The 23,962-nt window shown below is 68.4% G+C and carries 24 protein-coding genes; 10 read left to right on the top strand and 14 right to left on the bottom strand.

Annotated elements, in window-relative coordinates; translation table 11 throughout:
- Positions 1-13: 13 nt before the first annotated feature.
- Positions 14-232: a hypothetical protein gene (locus tag HNR01_RS01525; protein WP_017482891.1), complete on the bottom strand. Its 219-nt coding sequence runs from the start codon at positions 230-232 to the stop codon at positions 14-16.
- Between the two features lie 317 nt (positions 233-549).
- Here HNR01_RS01525 and HNR01_RS01520 point away from each other — a divergent pair, with 317 nt between their 5' ends.
- Positions 550-807 (top strand): hypothetical protein, encoded by a 258-nt coding sequence (locus tag HNR01_RS01520; RefSeq protein ID WP_153875196.1) that lies wholly within the window; start codon positions 550-552, stop codon positions 805-807.
- Between the two features lie 5 nt (positions 808-812).
- Here the strand turns inward: HNR01_RS01520 and HNR01_RS01515 are convergent, their stop codons facing one another.
- A complete protein-coding gene (locus tag HNR01_RS01515) occupies positions 813-1,427 on the bottom strand; it encodes a DNA-3-methyladenine glycosylase family protein (RefSeq protein WP_183666193.1) in 615 nt (204 codons plus the stop codon).
- Positions 1,428-1,662: 235 nt separating this feature from the next.
- Here HNR01_RS01515 and HNR01_RS01510 point away from each other — a divergent pair, with 235 nt between their 5' ends.
- From HNR01_RS01510 to HNR01_RS01485, 6 genes are all read left to right on the top strand, one after another.
- A complete protein-coding gene (locus HNR01_RS01510; RefSeq protein ID WP_017482888.1) occupies positions 1,663-1,956 on the top strand; it encodes a hypothetical protein in 294 nt (97 codons plus the stop codon).
- 1 nt (position 1,957) lies between these two features.
- Positions 1,958-2,353, top strand: coding sequence for a hypothetical protein (locus HNR01_RS01505; protein ID WP_153875198.1), 396 nt, complete (start codon positions 1,958-1,960; stop codon positions 2,351-2,353).
- Between the two features lie 83 nt (positions 2,354-2,436).
- Complete coding sequence (locus HNR01_RS01500) at positions 2,437-2,607, top strand: hypothetical protein (RefSeq protein ID WP_012452169.1); 171 nt, start codon at positions 2,437-2,439, stop codon at positions 2,605-2,607.
- Positions 2,607-4,061 (top strand): APC family permease, encoded by a 1,455-nt coding sequence (locus HNR01_RS01495; protein WP_183666191.1) that lies wholly within the window; start codon positions 2,607-2,609, stop codon positions 4,059-4,061. Before HNR01_RS01500 ends, HNR01_RS01495 begins: the two co-directional genes overlap by 1 nt.
- Positions 4,062-4,070: 9 nt before the next feature.
- Positions 4,071-4,745 carry a hypothetical protein gene (locus HNR01_RS01490; protein ID WP_183666189.1) on the top strand — a complete coding sequence of 225 codons (675 nt, stop codon included), beginning with the start codon at positions 4,071-4,073 and terminating at the stop codon, positions 4,743-4,745.
- Positions 4,729-4,998, top strand: a complete 270-nt coding sequence (locus tag HNR01_RS01485) for a hypothetical protein (RefSeq protein ID WP_017482884.1) — start codon at positions 4,729-4,731, stop codon at positions 4,996-4,998. Before HNR01_RS01490 ends, HNR01_RS01485 begins: the two co-directional genes overlap by 17 nt.
- A 44-nt stretch (positions 4,999-5,042) precedes the next feature.
- Here HNR01_RS01485 and HNR01_RS01480 read toward each other — a convergent pair whose 3' ends face one another.
- The 11 genes from HNR01_RS01480 to HNR01_RS01430 all read right to left on the bottom strand — a co-directional run bounded on the left by HNR01_RS01480 (position 5,043) and on the right by HNR01_RS01430 (position 15,928).
- Positions 5,043-5,762 carry a cytochrome c biogenesis CcdA family protein gene (locus tag HNR01_RS01480; RefSeq protein WP_183666187.1) on the bottom strand — a complete coding sequence of 240 codons (720 nt, stop codon included), beginning with the start codon at positions 5,760-5,762 and terminating at the stop codon, positions 5,043-5,045.
- 45 nt (positions 5,763-5,807) lie between these two features.
- Positions 5,808-7,574, bottom strand: a complete 1,767-nt coding sequence (locus HNR01_RS01475; protein WP_183666185.1) for a monovalent cation:proton antiporter-2 (CPA2) family protein — start codon at positions 7,572-7,574, stop codon at positions 5,808-5,810.
- Between the two features lie 106 nt (positions 7,575-7,680).
- Positions 7,681-8,619 carry a pirin family protein gene (locus HNR01_RS01470; RefSeq protein WP_153875203.1) on the bottom strand — a complete coding sequence of 313 codons (939 nt, stop codon included), beginning with the start codon at positions 8,617-8,619 and terminating at the stop codon, positions 7,681-7,683.
- 315 nt (positions 8,620-8,934) lie between these two features.
- Positions 8,935-10,203, bottom strand: coding sequence for an MSMEG_0569 family flavin-dependent oxidoreductase (locus tag HNR01_RS01465; RefSeq protein WP_183666183.1), 1,269 nt, complete (start codon positions 10,201-10,203; stop codon positions 8,935-8,937).
- 63 nt (positions 10,204-10,266) lie between these two features.
- Complete coding sequence (locus HNR01_RS01460; protein ID WP_017482879.1) at positions 10,267-10,548, bottom strand: MSMEG_0570 family nitrogen starvation response protein; 282 nt, start codon at positions 10,546-10,548, stop codon at positions 10,267-10,269.
- A complete protein-coding gene (locus tag HNR01_RS01455) occupies positions 10,541-11,716 on the bottom strand; it encodes an MSMEG_0565 family glycosyltransferase (protein WP_183666181.1) in 1,176 nt (391 codons plus the stop codon). Before HNR01_RS01455 ends, HNR01_RS01460 begins: the two co-directional genes overlap by 8 nt.
- Positions 11,713-12,711: a sll0787 family AIR synthase-like protein gene (locus HNR01_RS01450; RefSeq protein WP_183666180.1), complete on the bottom strand. Its 999-nt coding sequence runs from the start codon at positions 12,709-12,711 to the stop codon at positions 11,713-11,715. The genes HNR01_RS01455 and HNR01_RS01450 overlap by 4 nt, the downstream gene beginning before the upstream one ends.
- Positions 12,711-13,256, bottom strand: a complete 546-nt coding sequence (locus tag HNR01_RS01445; protein ID WP_183666178.1) for an MSMEG_0567/Sll0786 family nitrogen starvation N-acetyltransferase — start codon at positions 13,254-13,256, stop codon at positions 12,711-12,713. Before HNR01_RS01445 ends, HNR01_RS01450 begins: the two co-directional genes overlap by 1 nt.
- On the bottom strand, positions 13,253-14,374 hold the full coding sequence (locus HNR01_RS01440) for an MSMEG_0568 family radical SAM protein (protein WP_375373198.1): 1,122 nt from the start codon (positions 14,372-14,374) through the stop codon (positions 13,253-13,255). Before HNR01_RS01440 ends, HNR01_RS01445 begins: the two co-directional genes overlap by 4 nt.
- Positions 14,310-15,383, bottom strand: a complete 1,074-nt coding sequence (locus HNR01_RS01435) for a Nit6803 family nitrilase (protein ID WP_183666176.1) — start codon at positions 15,381-15,383, stop codon at positions 14,310-14,312. Before HNR01_RS01435 ends, HNR01_RS01440 begins: the two co-directional genes overlap by 65 nt.
- 62 nt (positions 15,384-15,445) lie before the next feature.
- Positions 15,446-15,928, bottom strand: a complete 483-nt coding sequence (locus HNR01_RS01430) for an MSMEG_0572/Sll0783 family nitrogen starvation response protein (protein WP_058191264.1) — start codon at positions 15,926-15,928, stop codon at positions 15,446-15,448.
- Positions 15,929-16,285: 357 nt separating this feature from the next.
- Between HNR01_RS01430 and HNR01_RS01425 the strand changes: the two genes are divergently transcribed.
- From HNR01_RS01425 to HNR01_RS01415, 3 genes are all read left to right on the top strand, one after another.
- Complete coding sequence (locus tag HNR01_RS01425; protein ID WP_183666174.1) at positions 16,286-17,719, top strand: aminotransferase-like domain-containing protein; 1,434 nt, start codon at positions 16,286-16,288, stop codon at positions 17,717-17,719.
- Positions 17,720-17,969: 250 nt separating this feature from the next.
- The gene (locus HNR01_RS01420; RefSeq protein ID WP_183666172.1) at positions 17,970-18,863 is read left to right on the top strand and encodes a class I SAM-dependent methyltransferase; all 894 of its coding nucleotides are present in this window, start codon (positions 17,970-17,972) and stop codon (positions 18,861-18,863) included.
- A 423-nt stretch (positions 18,864-19,286) separates the two neighbouring features.
- The gene (locus HNR01_RS01415; protein ID WP_183666170.1) at positions 19,287-22,739 is read left to right on the top strand and encodes a PAS domain-containing protein; all 3,453 of its coding nucleotides are present in this window, start codon (positions 19,287-19,289) and stop codon (positions 22,737-22,739) included.
- A gap of 161 nt (positions 22,740-22,900) precedes the next feature.
- Here the strand turns inward: HNR01_RS01415 and HNR01_RS01410 are convergent, their stop codons facing one another.
- Entirely contained in the window at positions 22,901-23,944 is a 1,044-nt protein-coding gene (locus tag HNR01_RS01410) for a substrate-binding domain-containing protein (protein ID WP_375373194.1), read from the bottom strand.
- Between the last annotated feature and the right edge of the window lie 18 nt (positions 23,945-23,962).

Here is a 23,962-nt window from a genome sequence, read left to right as displayed (position 1 = left end):
TTCGCGGTGACGCTCAGCCCGGCACCTTCTTGTGGGTGACGGCGGTGGCGACCTCGTCGGGTCGTGTCTCGTCGCCGGACACGGCGCCGGAGAGGGCGGCCGCGTGAAGAGCCAGCACGGGTACGAAGACCAGGGCCATCATCAGCGCTACGACGAGCACGACGCTGCTGTTGCGGCCGGACTTCGCCGCGCGGGAGCGGGCACGCCGGGAAATGACGTTGGAGTCAGTCATGGCTCACCTCTTGTCGGACCAGCCGCCAAAGGCCGGTCGCGGGTGAGCCGGATCAGACGATCAGGCGCAGATCACGCGGTTGGCCGAAGGCGGCGTGGTCGATCGACTACTGTCGTCGGGCATGGGGGTCGGAAGTTCCTGTGGAGCCGCACATCACGCGCGCGGCGACGATGGGCAGACAGCGCGCGCATGCCGGATCGGTTCGCTTCGGTCAAGGGGCAACGGCGCTGCGCGGTGTGAATCATCGCGGCCGTCACATTCCGAATTCACCTGCGATCCGTCATCGAACGCGTGTGCGGCCGCAGCGTTGGGAAGCTATGTCGAACGACGCGATCATCTGGACTCAGGGCGGCATCTCCGAGGTGCCCCTCCGGCGCTTTACCGGCCGGATCGGCGCCATCGAGGTCGCGACCGTCGAATACGATGGGTCAAACCACCTCTGGACGTGGTGGAGCCCGCTGGCGGAAGACATCTGGGGCCATGCTCCGGAAGCGGACGGCGCCAAGCGGGCCGCCGAGGTCTGGCTGCGCGAGTGGCTGGAGAATTTCCGGCCCTTCCTTGAGGCCGGCCGCTGACCGGATCACGCGGCGGCGGACGCCGTATCCCGGCTGCGCCACATGTAGCGGGCCAGGATCGAGCGGTACGGCGCGAAGCCCGCAGCGACCGCCTCCGTGTCGTCGATTCCCGTGAGACGGCGCAGGACTCCGACGGCGGCTACGTCGCCGAGGGGCCAGATGTCGGGGTCGAGGAAGTGGAAGATGCCGACCATGTCGGCGGTCCACGGGCCGACGCCGCGGATGCGGCAGAGGATGGCCGAGCGCTCGGCATGTGGGAGGTCCGCCAGGTCCGCGCTCAAGAGACCGGCGGACTCTGCTTCCCGGATGGCCTGCAGAGCGCGCACCTTGTTCGCCGAGACGCCGCAATCGCGCAGCAGGCTCTCGTAGCCCGGAACGAAAAGGTCGCGCGGCGCGACCGCATGGAGAGCTGCGGCGGCCTCGACGCGTGTCCAGATCGACAGGGCTGCCTTCGTCGAGAGTTGTTGATTGACGACCTCGACGAAGAGGCGCTCGGCGATACTGGCATGAGCCGGCGGCGCGATCTCGATCAGGCCGACCGCCGCGATGGCCGACCGCAGCGGCTCCGAGATCGCGGCGGCGGTGCCGAGGAGGCGGTCGTAGATCGCCGCGTCGAGCATGTATCTTTCCATTGCAGTGGCAGCGCGGGGGAAACGCCCCGCCTCGCCCCCCGCTCCCTCACGGCGACTACCGAGGCAATACGCTGCTCAATCACGGCACAATCTGCGCAAGCCTTCGGCAATATGGTGCAGTGCGGCAGCGATTCTGGCTTGACGCACGTCCGAAACGGCAGGATATTTCTCTGAAGGAAGCCAGAATTCCTTGCAAGAACGATCCTCCGGGAGGAGATGTGCCATGCAGGATGCGCGCGTCGCAGCCATGTTCGGTCGAGATCGAGCGGCTGCCATCTTCGCCGTCGGCATGGTCTGGTTCGTCTACGCCTTCACCTTCTGGACCATGCGGCAGGCCTGCGACACGTGCGGAATCACCTACCTCGTATTGGGGGTCGGAGCCTGTGTCGTCCTGCTCAACACAGCGGCGATCGCGGCGATGATCCGGCATTACCGCGAGGATCGCGACGCGATCTACGGAACCGACCTGTACTACCTCGATCGCCTGCGGGAGATGCGCCGGGCGGGGGAGGCCTGACATGGCCGGCCGCACGCCCTACGAGCCGCCGGTTCAATCCGTCGTCGGACAGATCGTCGACGCCGTGCTGATGCTGGTTCTCGTCTTCATCACCCTCTACCTGCCTCTGTGGCTCAAGCTCGCCGGTGGCGGCACCAGCACGACGGCCGCTTCGAACCCGACTTGGGAGTCCCTCGGTCAGAACCCCACCATGGCCGGGCAGTGGGAAAAGCTCGGCTTCACGCCGGAGAAGGCCGCGGGGATCATCGGCACCCGCTTCGACTACGCCTTCAACTGGAGCCTCGTGGCGCTCACCGCCGCGATCATCGTCGGCTATTTCATCTTCATGTTTCGCTACTCGGATCGAGAGTACCGCGAGGTCATCGCCGAGCGTTTCGACGGCGCGCCGAAGGCCTGAACTCGAACGGTCCGCCGCTCGATCCGCCTTCCCTGCTGCCGAGGTCGTCTACCGCACCTTCCTGCAGATCGGGGGAACACATCATGGTGTCCGTGATGAACTGGGGCGCCTGGGCGGCCGCGACCGCTCTCGCCCTCTGGATGGGCTTCGACCTCCTGCGCACCAACCGAACCTACGACGAGAGCTACCTGCTCTCGTCCGAGGAGGGCGAGATCGTCGATTCCGAGGTCGGTGAGACGGCAGCGAGGTCGTGATGACGACGGTCCAACCGATGGCAGAGCGCGTCTCCGCTCCTCCGGCCGGCGGGGCGATCCCCGCCGCCGCGCAGGCGCCAGCCGCGAGTCGAAGAGTTGCGCTGCTGCGCGTCCTGGGTCCGGGGCATGTCTGGGCGCTCGGCGTCGGCATCGTCCTCGTGGGCGAGTTCATGGGCTGGAACTTCGCGGTCGGAAAGGGCGGCGCGGTTGCGGCGCTCGCTGCGTGCTGGCTCGCCGGGATCCTCTACACCTGCGTCGCGATGATCGATTCCGAGATCACCTCGACGGTCGCCGCGGCCGGCGGCCAGTACGCCCAGGCCAAGCACATCATCGGGCCGCTGGCAGCCTTCAATGTCGGCCTCTATCTCGTCATGGCCTACACGATGCTGGAGGTGTCGAACGCCATCGTGACGGGCGACCTGATCGAGGCCTTCGCCCAGAGCCTCGGGCTCGAAGGCGCGATCGACAAGCGGGCCTTCATGGTGCTCACCGTGGTGGCGCTCGCCTTCCTCAATTATCGCGGCGTGCTCGCCACGCTGACCCTCAATCTCGTCATCACCGCCGCCGCGTTCGCCGCGATCGTCGTGCTGTTCGTCGCGACCCAGCCCTGGGCGCCCGGTGCGGTGCTGCAGCACGAGGCGCTGCTGGGCGCCCTGCCCTACGGCTCGCTCGGCATCCTCGCGGCGATGCATTTCGGCCTGTGGTTCTATCTCGGCATCGAGGGCACGACCCAGGCCGCCGAGGAAGTCCGCTCGCCCGCCCGCGCCCTGCCGCTCGGGACCATGACCGGCATGATGACCCTGCTGATTGCCGCCACGCTGACGTGGTACGTCTGCTCCGGCCTGATGCCTTGGGAATATCTCGGTCAGGCGGTGACACCGCTCTACGACGCGGCCCGGCTCACGGGCAGCCGCTGGCTGGAGCTGTTCCTGTTCCTCGGCACGCTGTTCGCCACGGTCGCTTCGGCCAATGGCTGCATCAACGACGCCTCGCGGGCGTGGTTCGCCATGGGCCGGGACCGCTACATGCCGGTCTGGTTCGGCGCCGTTCACCCGACCTATCGCACGCCCTACCGCGCCATCGTCTTCTTCGTGCCGATCGCGATCCTGTTCGCGGTCTCGACTCCGCTCGACCAGACCATCACCTTCTCGATCCTGTCGGGACTGCTCGGCTACACGCTGATGGCGCTGTCGATCGTGCTGTTCCGCCGAAAGTGGCCGCTCGGGTCGATCCAGCGCGGCTACGTGCATCCGCTCCACCCGCTGCCGGCCGTGCTGCTGCTCGTCCTGTGCGTGGTCACCTATCTGGCGGTCTTCCTCGGCTACGGCACGCAGCTCCTCGCGATGATGGCCTTCTACATCACCGCTTCGGCCTGGTTCGTCCTGCACCGCTACAAGTATGTCCGCCGCGGCGACCAATTCACGATGCCCTGGCCGAAGCCCCGCGGTTACTGAGTGACGCCGATGTTCGCCGGGCTGACCCTGCTGATTCTCCTGTGCAGCGCCGCGTTCTGCGTGCGCCAGCACCGGAGGGAGGCAGCTTGGCGAGCCGGCCTCCTCGACGACTGCACCGGACCCCTCTCGGAGCCGCGCCTCGGCCGCGACCGGGCCGGTTTCGCGACGTTGCGCGGCCGCGTCGGTCCGGCGGTCGTCAACGTCCGCCTCGTTCCGGACACCCTGGTCCACCGACGGCTGCCGCAGCTCTGGCTCCGTGTCACCCTTCGGATGCCGCTCGAGACCGAGGCGGTCCTCGATGTCCTGCGCCGTCCGGCCGGCGCGGAATTTTACGCACCCGATCAACTTCCGCTCCGCCTCCCCGTGCCCGCGGCGTGGCCGGCGGATACGCTTGTGCGCGGAACGGCTGGAGCGGACGTTCCCCTCGCACGCCTGACGCCCGTTCTGAGCCGCGTCCTCGCCGATCCGAGGGTGAAGGAGGTCTTGGTGACGCCCGACGGCCTGCGCCTGACGGTGCAGGCGAGCCAAGGTGCACGAGGCGCCTACCTGCTCCTGCGGGGCAGCCGCTTTCCGCTGTCGCGCCTCGAATCGGACCAGCTCGCCGGCGCCTTGAGCGACGGCCTCGACCTCGCTCGGACCCTGTCCGAACCCTCCTCGGAGACTCGCCATGCGTGCGCCGCCTGATCCCACCCGCGTTCTGCTCGTGGCGATGCTGTTGCCGGGTATGGGTCACGTTTGGACGGGCCGCGCGGCGCGGGGACTCGGCTTCGCTCTCTTCGCTCTCCTCGGCGGATGGCTCACCGCCCGGTTCGCCGCGCCCGATGCAAGCCTCGTCGGGCGCCACGCGGGCGGCTTCTTCGTCTGGGCGCTCTCCATCCCCGACGCTTACCGGGGCGCCCGTCTCGACCGTGTCTGGGCGGAGCGGGCATCCTCCTGACTTCGGCTCCGAGGAGGCGGTCAGAGGTCTCGCTTCGCGGGGGATCAAAAGCGCGTCGTAAGCGCCGTGAGCCAGTCCGGCGAGGCATTCACCAGCAAGGTTTCCAGCGCCCGGTCGGTGCCCGACAGAACCAGTCCGCTCGTGACGATAAGGACGACGCCGAGAGCCGCCTTGAGTCCTCGGCCGACACCGAGCATCCGCTCGCGCCAGCGCATCAGGATCTCGCGCGACAGCATTCCGAGCGCCACGAGCGGGAGGGCCGCCCCGATTCCGAACATCAGCATGGTGAGCGCGACGCTGCCGAGATCGCGACCTTGAGCCGCCAGGAGCGTGGCGGCCCCGAGGGTCGGACCCACGCAGGGACTCCAGACGGCGCCCAACAGAAGACCGACGGCGAACTGACCCGTCAGACCGGCGGTCGAGAAGCCACCGTACCGCCGCTCCGCCCAGTCGCTCACCGGACCACCCGCGGTCGCGAGCCGCGTCTGCGCCGCCGGGACGATCAGAACGAGGCCGAGCGCCAGAAGAAGCGCCGCCGCGATCTTGCGGAACAGGTCGCCGTCGAGGCCGATGGCGAAACCGATCGTCGCCACGAACAGGCCCACTGCGACGAAGGAGAACGCGAGGCCGGCCGCCAGGGCCAACGGTCCGAGCCGGTGCGCCGTGGCGGCGGCGCCGAGCACCAGCGGCAGCAGCGGCAGCACGCAGGGGGACAGCACGGAGAGAAGGCCGGCGAGGCCGGCAAGGCCGAGATGGATGGCCATGGTTCGCTCTCGAGCCTCCTGCCCCGCGCTTCCCTCCCCGGGCGCTCAGCCGTGCCCGTGGGCCGGCTGTCCGGCGTTGCCCCGGATCAGCTCGCGACCCGCATAGATCCCGCCGACGACCTGGAGATCCAGACGCTCCGCGTCGCGCCGCCGAACCTCGGCCATGATGTCCATCGCCGCCTCCGGCTCGGCACCGATCGTCACCAGCGCCTGCTCACCGAAGGCAAAGGCGGATTCGAGCGTCTCGCGCAACTGGTAGGCGACACCGGCCTCGATCAGCTCGACCGCGTGTTCGCGATCGCGGGCGCGGGCGAGGACCGGGACCAGCGGAAACTCCGCCTTCGCCAGTTCGGCGATGCGGTTGGCCATCGTGCGGTCGTCGACGCAGATCAGGATCGCCCGTGCGGTGGCGGCGCCGGCCGCCCGCAGAATGTCGAGCCGGGCACCGTCGCCGTAATAGACCTTGAAGCCGAACCCTTCCGCGAGGCGGATGTTGTCGGCGTTCGTATCGATGATCGAGACCGAGCAACCGCGCGAGATCAGCGGCTGGCTGACGATCTGCCCGAAGCGCCCGAAGCCGATGATCAGGGCGCTGCCGACGAGGTCCTCCGGGGCTTCGACGCCATCCGTGGAGGCGGACGCCTTCGGCCCGAAGCGGTCGAAGGCGATGACGGTGAGCGGCGTGATCGCCATCGACAGGATGATGGTGGCGGTCAGGACCGCGTTGGTCGTGCCGTCGATGATGCCCGCGCCCGCGGCCGCCGCGTAGAGGACGAAGGCGAACTCGCCGCCCTGCGCCATCAGAGCCGTGCGCTCCAGCGCCTCGGCATGCGCGGCCCGCAGAAGTCGAGCGATTGCGTAGATGACGAGGCTTTTGACCGCCATGTAGGCGGCCACGCTCAGGAGGATCAGACCCCAGTTCGCGGCGATCACCGCAAGGTCGAGGGACATCCCGACGCCGAGGAAGAACAGGCCGAGCAGGATACCGCGGAACGGCTCGACATCGGCTTCCAGCTGGTGGCGGAAGCTCGATTCCGAGAGCAGCACACCGGCCAGGAAGGCGCCCATCGCCATGGAGAGGCCGCCGAGCTGCATCGCCAGCGCCGAGCCGAGCACGACGAGCAGGGCTGCCGCGGTCATCACCTCCCGCGCCTTGGCCGCGGCGAGAAGGCGGAACAGCGGGTTGAGCAGCCAGCGGCCCGCGGCCACCAGCGCGGCGACGGAGAGCAGCGCGATCAGGATCGCCACGGCTCGGTCCGTTCCGCTGGTCTCGGCGCCACCCGGCGCCAGAAGGGCGACGGCGGCCAGCAGCGGCACGATCGCGAGATCCTCGAGGAGCAAGATCGCGACGATCCTTTGGCCCTTCGGGGTCGAGAGGGCGCCCCGCTCCTCAAGGAGCTGCATGACGATGGCGGTCGAGGTCAGGACGAAGCCGGTGCCTGCCACGAAGGAGACCACGACCGGGAATCCCATGGCGACGCCGACGAGCGTCAGGGCGCCGATGCAGGCGCCGACCTGGGCGAGGCCGAGACCGAAGATCTCGCGCCGCATCCCCCAGAGCCGCGAGGGCTCCATCTCCAGTCCGATGATGAAGAGGAACATGACGACGCCGAGTTCGGCTACGTGGAGGATTGCGTGGGCGTCGGTGAACAGCCCCAACCCGAACGGGCCGATCGCGAGCCCGGCGACGAGGTAGCCGAGGACCGAGCCGAGCCCGAGCCGCTTGAACAGGGGAACGGCGACGACGCCGGCGGCGAGAAGGGCGACGACTTGAACGAGCTCGCTCGCGGCACCGGACGCTTCGACAGCCATGATGTGACGAGCCTCTTTCGAACTTTCGGATGGCGGCGCCCTCGATCACGCTCGAAGGCGACGGTCGGCGGCTGCACGGGCTGAAGACGACCCGCGCGCCTTCGTATCAGGGATAGCGGACGGGCTGAGGCTCTTCCGGCAAAGGAATGAACTCGGCGTCGTCGGGCACCGTATCGAAGCGGCCCTGGCGCCAGTCCTCCTTGGCCTGCGCGATCCGCTCGGGCCGCGACGACACGAAGTTCCACCACAGGTGACGCGGGCCGTCCATCGGCTCGCCGCCCAGAACCATGAACCGGGCGGTTTCCGTCGCACGGATGCTGATGCGGTCGCCCGGCCGGAACACCAGGAGTTGGCCGGGACCGAAACCGTCGCCGGCAATCTCGATTGCGCCTGCGACGGTGTAGATTGCGCGCTCGTCGTAGGTCGGATCGAGCGGCAGGACGGAGCCCGCCTCCAGCATTACGTCGGCATAGACCATCGGGCTCGATGTCCGAACCGGCGAGCGCGCCCCGAACGCTTCGCCCGCGATCAGCCGGACGGTCTTACCTTCCCCCGTCAGGACCGGAAGCGCGTCGGCCTCGTAATGCTCGAAGGCCGGCGCGTTCTCCTCGTCGCGGGCCGAGAGGGCGACCCAGCTCTGGATGCCGAACAGCCGTGAGCCGGTCTGCCGGAGGGTCGGGGCGGTGCGCTCCGAGTGGGTGATGCCGCGACCCGCCGTCATCCAGTTGAGCTCGCCCGGCCGGATCGGAAGCTCCGTGCCGAGGCTGTCGCGGTGCATGATCTCGCCGTCGAACAGGTAGGTGACGGTCGACAGGCCGATATGGGGGTGCGGGCGGACATCCATGCCCTGGCCGAGCAGAAACTCGGAGGGACCCATCTGATCGAAGAAGATGAACGGCCCCACCATTCGGCACTCAGCCGAGGGAAGTGCGCGGCGCACGGCGAAGGAGCCGAGATCGCGGGAGCGGGGCACGATCAGGGTCTGGATCGCATCGCAGCTGAAATGGTCGCCGGGAATCGGGTCATCCGCACTGTGCCAGCTCATCGCTCTCCTCCCTCCAACTTCGGGGACTGACGGCGGCGCGGATCACGAACCGCCTCCGCCGCAGTGTGCAACGACGCCACCATATCGTGCGCCGCTGGAGAGTCTTATGGTCCGGATGCAAGCGGGCGAAAACAGAAACGAAGGAAATCCATCGTTTCGAAAAAGAACAGCAATCGGGACTGAGAATGGCCGACCCGACTTCTCGAATTATATCTTGTCGATCGCCGGCGGCCCCTTCTGCAGGGGATCGAAGCCCCGCTGTCGGATCTGGCAGAGCGGGCGAACCGTCTCCGCCCCGACCGGATGAGAACCGTTTCAAACCGCGTACTTGAATGCGGTCCGCTGGGTGGCGAGGCGCTTCTGAATCCTCTGCACGACGTATTCCGCGTCGCCGCCCACCGCACCGAAGCGGCCCGAACCCCAGGTGTTGAGCCAGGGCAGGCCGATGAAGTAGACGCCGGCCTCGCTCGTCACGCCGCGCTTGTGCTTGGGGCTGCCCGCCCCGTTGAACACCGACGCGTCGAGCCAACGGAAATCCGGCGAGAAGCCGATGCACCAGACGATGCTGGTGATGCCGGACTGCTCAAGGACAAGGCTGGTGACCGGCTCGGCCGGTTCCCAGACGGGGGCGTAACGCGCCTGCGCAGGCGCTTCGATGCCGTTCTCCGCGATGTAGCGGTCGATGGCGGCGTTGATGCCGTTGTAGGTCCGGTCCGCTTGGTCGAGGGAGTGCTTGAGGTCGTCGCGAAAGCGCAGTTCGCCGTCCGAATAACCCTCCATCAGGCCGTAGAGCTTCATACCCTCCAGGGCGAAGCGGCGTAGGTCGATGTCGCGCCCGCCGTCGCGGCCGGTCACGTAGTGGTTGGTGTTGTCACGCACGCCGTCGCGCAAGGGATGATGGTCGACCGTCATGTCGTAGTAGCCCATGTCGGCGAGCCAGGCGACGACGTCGCGGCCGCGATAGAAGCGGGCGCAGCGCGGCGCGTCGCCAACCGCCAGATGCACCCTGCGGCCAGCCAGATGCAGATCCTCGGCGATCTGGGCGCCGGACTGGCCCGAGCCGACGACCAGTACCTCGCCCTGCGGGAGCTGCGCCGGATTGCGGTACTGGTTGGAGTGCATCTGCATGATCGAGCCGGGCAGCTTCTCGGCCATGCGCGGGACAATCGGGACCTGATAGCCGCCGGACGCGACCACGACTTCGTTGGCGGTGTAGTCGCCCTCCGAGGTCCGTACCGAGAAGAGGCCGTCCTCGCGTCGCTCCGCGCGCGTCACCGCGACACCCTCACGGATCGGCGGCTTCACCTTGGCGACGAAGGCCTTCAGATAAGCGACGATCTCGTCCTTCTTCATGAACCCGTCCGGGTCGGGTCCGTCGTAGGGGTGACCGGGAAGATCGCATTGCCAGTTCGGCGTGACGAGGCAGAACGTGTCCCAGCGCTGCGTCGACCACGTGTGCGCGGCGGTCTCCCGTTCGAAGACGAGGTGCTCGATGCCGCGCTGCTTGAGGTGATAGCTGACAGAGAGACCGGCTTGGCCGCCTCCGACGATGACGACCGGGACGTGACTGGGCATGGCGGTCATGGCGCGGGCTCCGTGACGACGGGGTGAGTGCTGTCCTGGTCCGTGACGGCGGGACAGGCCGGCTCAGGGCTCGAAGGTCTCGACCGTCACCCGGCCGTCCGGGGGCTGCCGCTTCGCCGCCGCCTCGATGCGCGCGAGCTGGTCGATGGCGGAGGAGCAGGCGAACCCGTACTTTTCGCGGACACGCTCGCTCGCGATGGTGAGGGCCGCACGGGTCTTCTCGACGAAATCGTCCACCGTGTAGCTCTCGCCCGGTGTCAGGTAATCCCTCACGACGAGGGAGGGTGAGTAGCAGGCCTCCCGCCGGCCGTCGGGCCAGCGGACATGGAAGCGCATCTCAGGCATGAATCGGCTCCTGTCGAACACGGGCGCAGGCCGCGTAGGCTTCGAGATGACGCTCCGCGCAGGTGCGCCAGGAATGGTCAGCGGCCCGCTTCAGTCCGGCCGCCCTCAGGCGGGCGCGGGTTGCCGGCCGAAGGGCCGACGCCATGGCCTCGGCGAGGTCGTCCGGATCCGCGGGATCGACGAACAGGGCCTCCGTCGCGGTCAGGTACTCGGTGAAGGGTGGGCGGTTCGAAACGAGGGCGGGCGTGCCGCAGGCCATCGCTTCGAGCACGCAGAGACCGAAACCTTCCGTCCAGGAGGGGAACGCCAGGAGGTGCGCGAGCCGATACAGCGCCGGCATGTCGGCTTGTGGCACCGGCCCTGTCTCGATGACGGCCAGCCCGGGACCGACCGCGAGCCCGGCGGCCGCTAGGGCCGCGTGGCAGCGGGCACAGTAGGAGGCGTGATCGAGCAGCGAGGCGCCGCCCGCGACGACGAGCTGTGCTTGCGGGTGACGCTGACGCAGGCGCGCGAAGGCCGCGACGATTCCGGCGGTGTTCTTGCGTTCCTCGAATCCGCCGACGCTGAGGATCACAGGCCCTGGACCAAGACCCCAGCGGTCGCGCACGGCCGCGTCCGTTTCGGAGGGCGCGCATCGGTAGACCGAGAGGTCGACACCGTTTCCGACGACATCCGCCTCGACGCCGAGATCAGCCCTGATCCACTCCGCCCAAGTCCGGCTGACGCAGAGCAGGCGGGCGGCCTCGCGGATCGAGCGGTCCTGCCAATCGGCCAGAACGGGGTCGGAGAAGCTATCGACGTGGTGGACCGTGCGCGCGAAGCCCGGGATCAGACGGCGGTGCTTCAAGGTTGCGAGCGCGTTGCCGCCGATCCCGTCATGGGCGTGGAAGACGTCGAAGTCGCAGGCGGCCGGCGTCGCAAAGTGGCGCAGGTAGTCGTTGATGCGGGATCGCACGAGCTCGACTGTGCCGCCGTTCACCGCCTTGGCAGCCACCGGAACGGTAGGGCAGGCCGCGTCCCGGAAGAAGCCGCGGCCAGCGGGATCGGGCGCATGGACCACCGCTTCATGACCGAGCCGGCACAGAGCCTCGGCGAGCGCGAGGCTGTGGGCGACGCCCCCGCGCGGATTGGTGGAATGGGTCAGGATCGCGATACGCAGGCCGCTCACGGTGCGATCCCCGCAGCCTCGTCGCGGCCGCAGCCGATCAGCGGGCTCGCCCAGAAATCCCAGACCACGGCCTGTTCGCCGGCGGCATCGCGCACCCGCGCGACCCGGCTCGTATCGAGCGTGCCGATCTTGGCGGCGGCGACGCCGCGCTCCGCGAAGCGGGCGAGAACGGCCGGTGTGCCGTCGGGTCGAACGCTGAGAAGAAAGCCGAAGCTCGGAAAGGCCGGGAGCCAGCGCGGCAGCGGAACACCTTCGGGGCGCGGGATCGCGTCGAGATCGATGACGCCGCCGACTTGTGAGCATTCGAGCAGCATCAGTGCCGTGCCGACGACGCCGGCCATGCTGATGTCCTTGGCGGCGCGGGCGAGCCCCGCCTCGGCGAGCGCCGGCAGCACCTCAAGGTCGCCGCGCAGGCGCTCGCCGGGGCTGCCGGTCGAGGCGTCCCAGTACGGGTGCGGCTCGCGGAAGCGACCGCGCAGGTCGATGGCGGCGACGAGGTCGTCGCCCGGCGCCGCGTCGAAGCTCGTCAGGAGTCGCGGACCCGCTCGCCCGAGCATCGCCACCGCGAGGTTGCCGGCGCCGGCGCGGGTGTTCGTGTGGCCACCGACGATGGGCACGCCGTAGAGGGCGGCGGCATCGGCCAGACCGGCAAGGACCGGGTCCGCGGCCGCGTCATCGCGGCTCCACAGGGCGTCGACGACGGCGAGCGGGCGCCCGCCCATGGCGGCCACGTCGCTAAGGTTGACCATGATGCCGCAATAACCGGCGAAGTATGGGTCGGCGGCGACGAAGCTGTCGAGGAAGCCCTCGATGGCGAGAAGCAGATGGCCGTCCCCGTCGGGAATGGCGGCGCAGTCGTCGCCGACCGGAACCCGGGCGTTCCGGGCGTTGAGACCGAGCCGCGTCACCACGGCGTCGATGTCGCGCTTGTGGGCGAGACCGCGCGCGTCCCGGATCTGTCGGGCCAGGGCCTGAATATCGAACCCCGCGGTCATCACGCGGCCCTGCGGAAGGTGAGGAGCCCGTGCTCGGGGTCGTGCATCGGCGGATAGGCGGCGAGGTCCGCCTGCATCAGATGATGCGGACGTCCGTGCAGCGCGACCGCGCCGAGGCTCGTCCAGTGCAGCGCCTGGAACAGCGCAACGTTCTGCTCCTGCACGTGAGCCATGAAGCGCGTGCAGCCGCGGGCGTGGGCAGACGAGACCGCGACCTGTATCAGCCCGGCGCCGAGCGCGGCGGTCCCGCGGAACGGGCGGGCGACGGCGAGGCGCGAGCCCCACCATTCGCCGGGACGCTCGGCGACCGCGTGGATGCGCACGGTGCCGACGACGGCGTCCGCGTCGCCTCCGAGAGTCGAGAGGGCGCAAATCGGAATGGCGTGCGCGTCGATGGCGTCCCGGTCGTCGTCCGCGAAGAGACTCTGCTCCTTGCAGAAGACCTGGCGGCGCAGGGCCGAGCAGGCCCGACGCTCCCAGGGCGCAACCGCGAATTTCACCTTGAAGTGGCTCGGCCGATACGGCGGCACGGGTTCGAACATCATGCCGCCGCCTCCGCGCCCTCGTAGGTGGAGAGCGCCGAGCAGGCGCCGCAGCGTCCGCAGCCGGCCTTCATATCGGCCGAGCGCAGGCCGGCCCCGGACAGCATCTGCGCAAGCGGCCGCAGGATCGCGTGCATGAAATCCGGATCGGGTGCCGGGTGGCTTTCCAGCGGCGTGCCCGAAATCGGCACGAAGGGCACCACGAAGGGATAGACGCCCATCCCGATCAGGCGCTCAGCCATCTCCAGAACGGCGGCGGGCGCGTCACCGAGGCCGGCGAGGATGTAGGTCGAGACCTGCCCCCGGCCGAAGACCGGGACCGCAGCCTCGAACGCGGCGTAGTACCGCTCCAGCGGCACGCTCGCCTTGCCCGGCATGATGCGGGCACGAACCTCCGGGGTCACGGCCTCCAGGTGCATGCCGAGGGCGTCGATGCCCGACTGCTTCATCCGCTCGAACCAGCGGTCGTCGTCCGGCGGCTCGCACTGCGCCTGGATCGGCAGGTCGACGGCAGCCTTCACGGCGAAGGCGCTCTCGCACAGAACGGCCGCACCGCGATCGGTGGCGTTCGGCGTGCCGGTGGTCATCACCATGTGCCGGACACCGTCGAGCAGGACAGCGGCGCGGGCGACCTCGGCCAGCTGCTCCGGTGTCTTGTGCGCGACGGTGCGGCCGGCGGCCAGTGACTGGCCGATGGAACAGAACTGGCAGGTCTTGGCTCGGCTCGCGTAGCGGATGCAGGTCTGCAGCACGGTGGTGGCGAGCACGTCCCGTCCGTGCAGGACGGCGATCTTGGAATAGGGCACGCCGTCGAAGGTCGAGAGGGAATAGAAGCGGGGCTTCCCGGGGAAGGTGGCGCGCCCGATCACCACGCCCTCGTGCTCGATCACCGCGACTCCGTCGGCATCCGGACGGCGCACGAGGAAGGGCGAGTCGAAGGCGCTCTCCGTATGGACCGGGACCATCACGGTCCGGCCCGCGATGATCATGGCCTTGTGGTCCGACGGTCCGGCGCCGCCGCGGCGGCTCGGAGCACCCGCGCGGCTGTCAGCAAGCCTAACGCCGTAGGATTGCAACGCGTTGATCAGGCGCTCCGTCGGCATCCCGACCAAGCCCGCCATGGCCGCCGGTGAGGGAAGGCTCGTCGGAAGCGGAGTGCTGCTCATGGTCGAGGCTCCGGATGTCGGTCTGGGAACGGATCGGCCGGTGCACGAACGGGGCCGGACGATCGTCGTGGAGGAGGCTGAGAAGTTCGGGGCGGGCGTAGTGGCCGACCGAATCCATCATCCGCTTGCGCTTGGTCACGAGCGCGAGGTCCATGTCGGCGATCAGGATCCCCTCGCCCTCCTTCAGCGGTTCGACGAGGTGCTTGCCCTCGGGCGAGACGATGGCGGTGCAGTTGCCGCCGCGGCAGGCACCGCGCAGGCGCTCCTCGGGGCAGACCTCCGCCACCTGCGTGTCGGTCAGCCAGCCGGTGGCGTTGACGACGAAGCAGGCCGCCTCCAGGGCGTGGTGGCGGATCGTCACCTCCATCTGGTCGGCGAAGATCTGGCCCACGAGCGACCCTGGGAACTGGGCGGCGTGGATCTCCTCGTGGCGCGCCATCAGGGCGTAGCGGGCGAGCGGGTTGTAGTGCTCCCAGCAGGCGAGCGCGCCGACCCGGCCCACTGCGGTCTCGACCACGTCGAGGCCCGCGCCGTCACCCTGCCCCCAGATCATGCGCTCGTGGTAGGTCGGCGTGATCTTGCGGCGCTTGAGCTTCAGGCTGCCGTCGGCGTCGAAGATCAGTTGCGTGTTGTAGAGCGAGCCGTGGTCTCGCTCGTTCACGCCGAGCACGATGACCGCGCCGTGGCGGCGCGCGGCCACCCCCACCGCCTGCGTCACTGGCCCCGGGACCGCGACGGCGCGCTCGTAGAGCTTGAGGTGCTCCCCGCCCTGCAGGGCGGGCGGCAGGACGAAGGAGAAGTAGGGATAGTAGGGTACGAAGGTCTCGGGAAAGACCATGAAGCGGGCGCCCTTGGCGGCGGCTTCGTCCACGGCGTTGAGCACGCGCTCGAGGGTACCGTCCGGTCGCTCGAGGTCCGGCGCGATCTGGACGGCTGCAGCCCGCACGATCCGGCTGTCTGACATGGCACTCCCTCCGGCTGGATCGGCGGCCGCTCCGGGCGGCCGCCGGATGCGATAGGCGGGCGTCAGACGGTCCAGGTGTCGATGATCACCGCGTTGTCGCGCTTGTGCAGGAGGATGCAGTCGAGCACGTCGAGAGGGTTGATCATGCGGATGCCCTCGATGAAGGCGGCCTCGCCATGGCCGTACAGAGCCTGGGTCGAAAAGCGGCAGGCGTAGACCTTGCCGCCCTCGGCCATGAATTTCTCAAGCTGATTGTTGAAGTTCAGGTGGCCGGGAAAAGCCTCGTCGCCGAGGCGCGGGAAGCCGCGCTGAACGCCGAGCGTGATACCGGGGCCGTAGAGCAGGATCGAGGTCTCGAAGCCCTTACGCTGCAGGCGAGTGGCCTGGAGCAGATTGACGAGGCCGATCGAACCCTCGAACGCCACGGTGTGGAAGGTCACGAGCGCCTTCTGGCCCGGCTCCGCCTTCACGTCCTCGAAGACCTTCTCCTCGTAATCGACCAGGAAGTCGCCCTTCTTGTGGGGTTCGCGGTTCACGGCAGGCATGGCTCTCGCTCCTTGAAGGATGGGACCGCGGCAGGCGGAGCTGCGAACGATCGCCTGGTCATCTTGGCAAGCGGCATGCCAGCCGAACACGGCAATAAACCGATCAATCGGTCCCTTGTGGGTGCATACAATAATGCGACCAATTTCCTGCGTTTATTGACAATTGTGCTTCGAGACAGCTCGCTTGAGCAGCACTCGATGCATGGTTTTTTTGCATAGTTGCCGCAAAGGATGATCACCAATTGACAGCATTGTATGGATCAACCATTGGGTCATTGAAGGCCGCTGGAGCGGAACGGCGATTGCAGGCCATACAATCAAGATTGATCGTATCGAGACGGTGCGAGCGCGGGGCGTATGACGGCGGCTGATCGAGATGGACGAGCAGGCTCTCAGGTCGGCGGCCCGGCACGCTGGACCCTTGACCTGAAGCTCTGGGGAAAGCCGCATTACCTCGCCATCGCGGACGCCCTGACCGAAGACATCCGAACCGGGCGTTTGACGCCGGGTACACGGCTTCCGACCCAGCGCGCGCTCGCGGAAACGCTCAACTTGAACTTCACGACCGTGTCCCGCGGCTATGTCGAGGCGCATAAGCGCGGCCTGATCGAGGGCCGCGTCGGCCAGGGCACCTTCGTGGTTGATCCGGCCCAAGCGGCTCGTACAAATGGTGCCGCGCCGCGGGTTGGGCCGGTCGACTTCACGATGAACCTGCCGCCCGAGCCCGATGCACCGGCGCTGCGGGCACGCATGCAGGCAACCTTCGCGGAACTGTCGGGCGATCTCGGCAACCTGCTCCGCTATCAGGGTTTCGGCGGAACGGAGGAGGACAAGCAGGCTGCACTGCGCTGGCTGAAGGGCCGAGGGATCGATGCGGCGCAGGAGCGCCTGCTGATCTGTCCCGGCACTCATAGCGCGCTCGTCGGCGTTCTGGGTCAGATCGCCCGGCCCGGCGACACGATCTGCGCCGAGCGGATCACCTATCCGGGCATCCGCGCGCTCGCGGCGCATCTCGGCCTTCGTCTGGTGGATCTTCCGATGGACCGCCACGGGGTGGATCCGGACGCTTTCGCGGCCGTTTGTACGAAGGTGACCCCGAAGGCCATCTACCTGAATCCGCTCCTGCAGAACCCGACCACCGCGACCCTGCCCCGGGCGCGGCGCGAGGCGATCATAGCCGTGGCGCGTCGGTATGCCGTCACGATCATCGAGGACGACGCCTACGCCCACATCTGTCCGGCTCCGCCCCAAAGCTTCGCCGAACTCGCGCCCGAGATCACCTATTACGTCGCGGGCCTCGCCAAATGCCTCGGCGCGGGCCTTCGGCTCGCGTTTCTGGTCGCGCCGAGTGCCCGGTCGGCCCTCCCCCTCGGCGGCGCGCTGCGAGCGGCGACCGTCATGGCGTCGCCGATTTCGACGGCGCTGGCGACGCGCTGGATCATGGACGGCACCGCAGACGCCATCGTGGACTTCGTCCGTCAGGAATCGAGCGCGCGCCAGCGCATCGCGGCCTCGCTTCTGCCGGCGGCGAGCTACACCGCCGATCCGAACGGCTTCCATGTCTGGATCACCTTGCCGGAGGGATGGACGCGCTCCGCCTTCGCCAGCCAGGGCCGTTCGGCGGGGCTCGGCGTGGTCGGCAGCGACCCGTTCTGCGTGGCCGGGACGCCGCCGGAGGCGGTGCGCCTCTGCCTCGGCGGCCCCTCGACCCGGCAGCAAATCACGCACGGGCTTGAAATGCTCGCCCACGCGCTCGAAGGCTCGCCAGCTCTCGCCTCGACCTACATTTGAGCCGCGCGCTCGACCGAGTGCCTCGGCGCCCGCCTGTCGTGGTCCGTGCCCCGCTCTCGGTCCGGTTCTCCGACAGCGACCGGTTCGGCCGCGATGCCATCGCTCCCGCCGATGCGGGCGTCTGGCTGTCCGGTCGCCGTCAGTGCCGCCTGCCCTGTCCCCGCTAAAGCCCGCACCGACGATTGCACGCGGCCAAGCCGGACGGTTAATCTCAAGCCTTCTATCGCCCGAGAGACGAGGCATCCGCGGCATGCATTCCGGTACCCTGTCACTGGATGCCTTCCTAGATCGGCGAGCAACCGACCGGCGCCTCGCACGCCTCACGCACGATGTTCCGCTTCCCGAGGCGAAAGGGCTGGAATTCGGCCCGGCGAACAACCCGACGCCCCTGCCCGAGGGCATCCGCGTGGCCTATGTCGATCATGCCCACGATGCTCAGGCTGGCTTGTCCGGAGCGGTTCCGATCGATCATGCCTGGACCGGCACAGGCTCGCTGGCGGAGTCGATCGGGCAGGACGGGCTCGACTTCGCCATCGCCGCGCAGGTCGCGCAATACGTACCGAACCTGCTCGGATGGTGTCGCGGCATCCATGCCATCCTGCGGCCGGGCGGCGTCCTCAACCTCTCGCTTCCCGACCGGCGCTTCATGTTCGATGCCGGCCGGACCGCGTCCACCATCGCGGAACTGGTCGAGGCGGATCTGCTGGACTACGTCCGGCCAAGTCCGCGCCAGATCTTCGCTCATACCTACGAGACGCTGGCCATCGGCCCCGGCGAGATCTGGGCCGGTGACGATCCGGCGAGGGCACCGCGGCTGTGCGGCGAGGCCGCCTTGGCGCTGGCTCATCGGCAGGCGAGCGAGGCCCTCGCTTCGGGCCGCTACCAGGATTGCCATTGCTGGGTCTTCACGCCCCTCTCCTTCCTCGACGTCGTCGAGGCGGCCTCGCGGCTCGGTCTGTTTCCGTTCGTTCTGAACCGGATCGCCGGGACGGAGCCGGAGGGATTCGAGTTCTACGTCTCGATGCGACGCGACGGAGAAACCGATCCACAGGCGCTGCGCGGCATGCAGGAAGGCGCCGTCGCCCATCTGCGCGGAATCCTGACACGGCAGCAGCGGACGGCGCGGCTGCTCGCGACCGCTTGACCGGTCGGAGCGATGAACGGGACTTACCATCGGCGCACGATGCATTTCAGGTGCGGATTCGAAGGTTACCCGAGGGTGGCCCAACACCCCGTAGAGTTGCATTCGGCCGACCCGCACGGGAATCGCGCGACTCGGTAAGAATGTGCCGATCAAAGCCGTTTGCTCAGATCTTCTATGCTCTAGGTTCTTCCTTCAGATGTCATACCGGTACGCTGAACCTGAGCCGGATCGTGCGGCGGGAAGCCATCCGGAAATGGTCGAGACTGCCCCGGTCCGATGTTCGAGAATGCCACTGCCACGGCCTTCCCCTTCCTCGCCGGAGGCGGGCAAACGGGCGCGATGATGCGCTCCCACGAGTGGTCTCGCTCGCCGCTCGGGCATCCCGCGTCGTGGCCTCCCTGCCTCCGCTCGACGGTCAGCCTGATGCTGGGGTCGCGCTTCCCGATGTTCGTGGCCTTCGGACCTGAACTCGGGTTCCTCTACAACGACGCCTACGCCGAGATCCTCGGGGACAAGCATCCCAAGGCGCTCGGCGGACGCTTTCAAGAGATCTGGCCGGAGATCTGGCCCGACATCGAGCCACTCATCGACCGGGCACTGGCGGGCGAGCCGACGTGGTCGGAGGACTTGCCGCTGACTATGAATCGGCGCGGCTACGCCGAAGAGACCTGGTTCACCTTCTCCTACTCGCCGATACGTGACGAGCAAGGCCGGGTCGCCGGCATGTTCTGCGCCTGCACCGAGACGACCGGCCGTGTCCGTGCCGAGATCGGCCTGCGCGAGGCGGAGGCGCGCCAGAGGGCGCTCGCCGACCACCTTCCGGGCGGCTATGTCTTCCAGATCGCCACGCCGCGCGACGGATCGGATCGCCGATTCCTCTACGTGTCCCAGGGCTTCGAGCGTATGACCGGCTTGCCGGCAGAGGCGGTGCTCGCCGATCCGGCCGCCGCCTATGACCTCTTCCTGCCGGACCATCGCGGGCGCGTCGCCGAGGCCGAGGCGGCCGCCATCCGCGAACTCGCACATTTCGACGTCGAGGCACCGATGCGCCGTCCCGACGGCAGCATCCTCTGGACACGGATCGTCTCGGCACCGCGCGACGTCGGCGACCACCTGATCTGGGATGGACTTCACCTCGACGACACGGCTCGCCGGGAGGTCGAGGAGCAGTTGCGCGAGAGCGAGCGACGCTTGCGCCTGGCGACGGAGGCAGCGGAAATCGGGCTCTGGGACGTCGACGAGGTGAACGGGACCCTGTTCTGGCCGGCGCGGGTGAAGGCGATGTTCGGCATCTCGCCGGACGTGCCGGTGTCGATGGCGGACTATTATGCCGGCTTGCACCCGGAAGATCGCGAGGCGACCAGCGCCGCCTACGCCGCCGCCGCCGATCCGGACAGGCGCGCCCTCTACGATGTCGAGTATCGCACGATCGGCCGCGAGGACGGCGTCGTGCGCTGGGTCGCGGCCAAGGGACGGGGCGTCTTCGAGGGCGGGCGTTGCCTGCGCGTCCTCGGCACGGCCATCGATATCACCGCGCGCAAGCAGGCCGAGGCGGCCCTGCTCGATCGCGAGGCACGCCTCAAGGCGGTCTTCGCTCAGGCCGGCGCCGGGCTCGCCCTGAGCAACCTGGAGGGCCGCTTCACGGAAGTGAACGAGACCTACTGCACCATCGTCGGCCGTTCGCGTGACGAGGTGCTCGGCTCGCGCATGCTCGAGATCACGCATCCGGACGATCGCACGCGCAACGCCCCGTCGTTCGAGGCGGCGGCTCGCGATGGCACCGCGTTCGACATCGAGAAGCGGTATGTCCGTCCGGACGGCGAGATCGTCTGGGTGCGCAACAGCGTCTCGGCGGTGCGCTCCGAGGACGGCACGATTGCAGCCATGCTGGCCGTCAGCGTGGACATCACCGACCGGGTCCGCGCCGAGGTTGCACTACGGGAGAGCGAGGAGCAGTTCCGGGTCCTCTCGCAGGTGCTGCCGAACTTCGTATGGGCCACCGACGCGGACGAGCGCGCCACTTGGTTCAACGAGCGCGTCTACGCCTATGCCGGCCTCATCGAGGGCCAGCTCGATGCCGAGGGCTGGTGGGCCATCATCCACCCCGATGATCGCGAGCGGGTGGCGCGTGAATGGCTCGCCGCGGTGACGGCCGTCGGCAGCTACCAGTGCGAATACAGGCTGAGGCGGGCGGACGGCACCTACCGCTGGTTCCTAGGCCGCGGCCAGCCGGTCGTGGCGGGCGACGGCGCGGTGCTGCGCTGGGTCGGTACCAGCACCGATATCGACGATCAGAAGCGGGTGATGGCCGAGCTCGTGAGCTTCAACGAGGCCCTGGAGCGGCGGGTGGCCGAACGCACGGCCGAGCACGACCGGGTCTGGCGCAACTCACGCGATCTGCTCGTCGTGGTCGGCGAGGACGGCATCTTCCGCGCGGCGAACCCGGCCTGGGAGGCCATCCTCGGCTACGGCCCGGCAGAGGTCGTGGGCCGCCATTTCGGTGAGTTCATCTGGCCGGACGATGTCGAGCTGACCCAGGCCGCCCTGGAACGCGCCGTCAGCACCGGCCCACTCACCGATTTCGAGAACCGCTACCGGCATAAGGAAGGGCACCCGCGCTGGATTTCCTGGCGCACCGCCATCGAGGGCGACCTGGTCTATGCCTACGGACGCGACGTTACCGCCGAGAGGGCACAAGGCGAGGCGCTGCGGCAGGCCGAGGAGGCGCTGCGCCAGTCGCAGAAGCTCGAGGCCGTCGGCCAATTGACCGGTGGCGTGGCCCATGACTTCAACAATCTGCTGACCATCATCCGCTCGTCGGTGGACTTCCTGCGCCGCCCCGACCTGCCCGAGGAGCGCAGGAGCCGCTACCTCATCGCTGTCTCCGAAACGGTCGATCGGGCGGCCAAGCTGACCGGCCAGCTCCTTGCCTTCGCGAGGCGGCAGGCGCTCAAGCCCGAGACGCTCGATGTCGGCGCCCGCCTGCGCAGCGTGGCCGACCTGCTCGACACAGTCACCGGCGCCCGCATTCAGATCGTGACCGAGCTCCCGGACAGGCGCTGCTTCGTCAAGGTGGATCTGAGCCAGTTCGAAACCGCCCTCGTCAACATGGCGGTCAATGCCCGTGACGCGATGGAGGGCGAAGGCACGCTCACGCTGCGCCTCGATCGCGGCGTCTCGCTGCCCGCCATCCGCGGCCATGCGGGCGCGCAGGGCCCATTCGCGGCGGTCTCGCTGCATGACACCGGCTCCGGGATCGCACCGGCTGTCCTGGCGCACGTCTTCGAGCCGTTCTTCACCACCAAGGAGGTCGGCAAGGGCACCGGCCTCGGCCTCTCTCAGGTCTTCGGCTTCGCCAAGCAGTCGGGAGGCGATGTCGCCGTCGACAGCACTCCCGGTCGTGGCACGACGTTCACGCTCTACCTGCCCGAGGTCGAGCCCGAGGCCTCAGCCGTCGAGGAAGACGGGATGACAGGTCCGGTCGAGCCCGGCGGCTTCGGCCAGCAGGTGCTGGTGGTCGAGGACAATGTCGAAGTCGGGCGTTTCGCCACTCAGATCCTGGAGGATCTCGGCTACGTGACGACGTGGGCAGCCAATGCGGACGCCGCGCTGGCCCATCTCGCGGAGAGGGGCGCGTTGTTCGACGCGGTGTTCTCGGACGTGGTGATGCCGGGCAAGAACGGCGTCGAGTTGGCCCAGGAGATCAAGCGGCGGTTCCCGAATCTGCCCGTCGTGCTGACCTCGGGCTACAGCCACGTGCTCGCCCAGGAAGGCAGCCACGGTTTCGAGCTCCTGCAGAAGCCCTACTCGGCCGAGCAGCTCTCGCGCATCTTGCAGCGGGTCACGGCGCAGCGCTCCGAAGCGAGGCGCCGATAGGCCTCCGAAACTCGGCCGGTGATGGGACACCGAAGCGGTGATCGCATGACCGAGGCGGGAACCGCCGGGTCGGTGACGATCCCGCATTGCGCCGCCCGGAGCAGCTCGACTCCGCAGCGGCGAGTTCCGAATGCGAGGCTCCGGAAACCGCGCTCTTCAGCCTACTTTGTCCCCGGATCGATCGGTCGATAGCCGGACAGGCCAGCGGCCCGCGTCCGCACCGCGGCGATCAGATCGTCGAGAGCCGGCGCGACCAGAGACTGGCTCGACGCGAGATAATAGGTCTCCCATCCGACCGGAAGAAATTCGAGGCCGAGCCGCTCGGCCGACGCCCGCACCCCCAATCCGGCATCCGCCGCCCCGCAGGCGATCAGGGCGGCGACCGCTTGGTGCGTGAATTCCTCAACCGCGTAACCCTGAATCGCCGTGGCGGGCAGGCCGGCCTCGGCCAGTATGCGGTCGAACCAGTCGCGTGTGCCCGATCCCTTCTGGCGATTGACGTAGCGCACGCCCTCGGCCGTCAGGTCGGTCAGGCTGCGAATGCCGTGGGGGTTGCCGGGGGCGAGCAGCAGCCCCTGTTCGCGTTCGAAAAGCGGATGAAGGGTGAGTCCGGCCGCCTCGATCGACGAGAAGGGAGGACCAGCTGCACCGGGGCCGCGCGCGCCGCAATGAAAGCCCACGGCATCGACGGCGCCATCGAGAAGGCGGTCGACCGCGGCACGGCTGCCCATCACCGACAGGTCGAATCCGCCGACCGTGCCCAGGGCCTCGATGAGCAATGGATCGTGGCTCGCAGCCAGGGTGAGCGCGCCCGTCCGTCCCGTGAGGAGTTCACGAAGGCGCAACTCGATGGCGCGAGTCTCGCGCAGGAGACCGGCTTCGAGCCCACCAGCTGCGGCGGCGAACGCGTCCGCCAGCGACGCGCCGAATTCGGTGAGGACTGTTCCGTGACCGCGGGTCTTGTGCACCAGCGGTCGACCCAGGGCCGCCTCGTAGGATTGTAGGCGCGCCCAAGCCGCACGGTATGAGAGACCAAGCGCATCCGCGAAGCCCTGGACAGAACCTGTCTGGGTGATGGCCTCGAACACCACCATCAGGTCGGACACCGCCACGGAGTTCCCTCCGACACCAACCGTCCCACCAAGTTCGAGTCTCACATCAACGGCTGTCTGATTCATATTGATGGCGCCGTAGCTGTCGTTCACAACCGTATCTCCGCATCG

This window comes from Methylorubrum rhodesianum (assembly GCF_014199985.1).
Taxonomy (GTDB): domain Bacteria; phylum Pseudomonadota; class Alphaproteobacteria; order Rhizobiales; family Beijerinckiaceae; genus Methylobacterium; species Methylobacterium rhodesianum.
The sequence above is the reverse complement of the archived record's forward strand: the minus strand, read 5'-3'. Positions and strand labels throughout refer to the sequence as shown.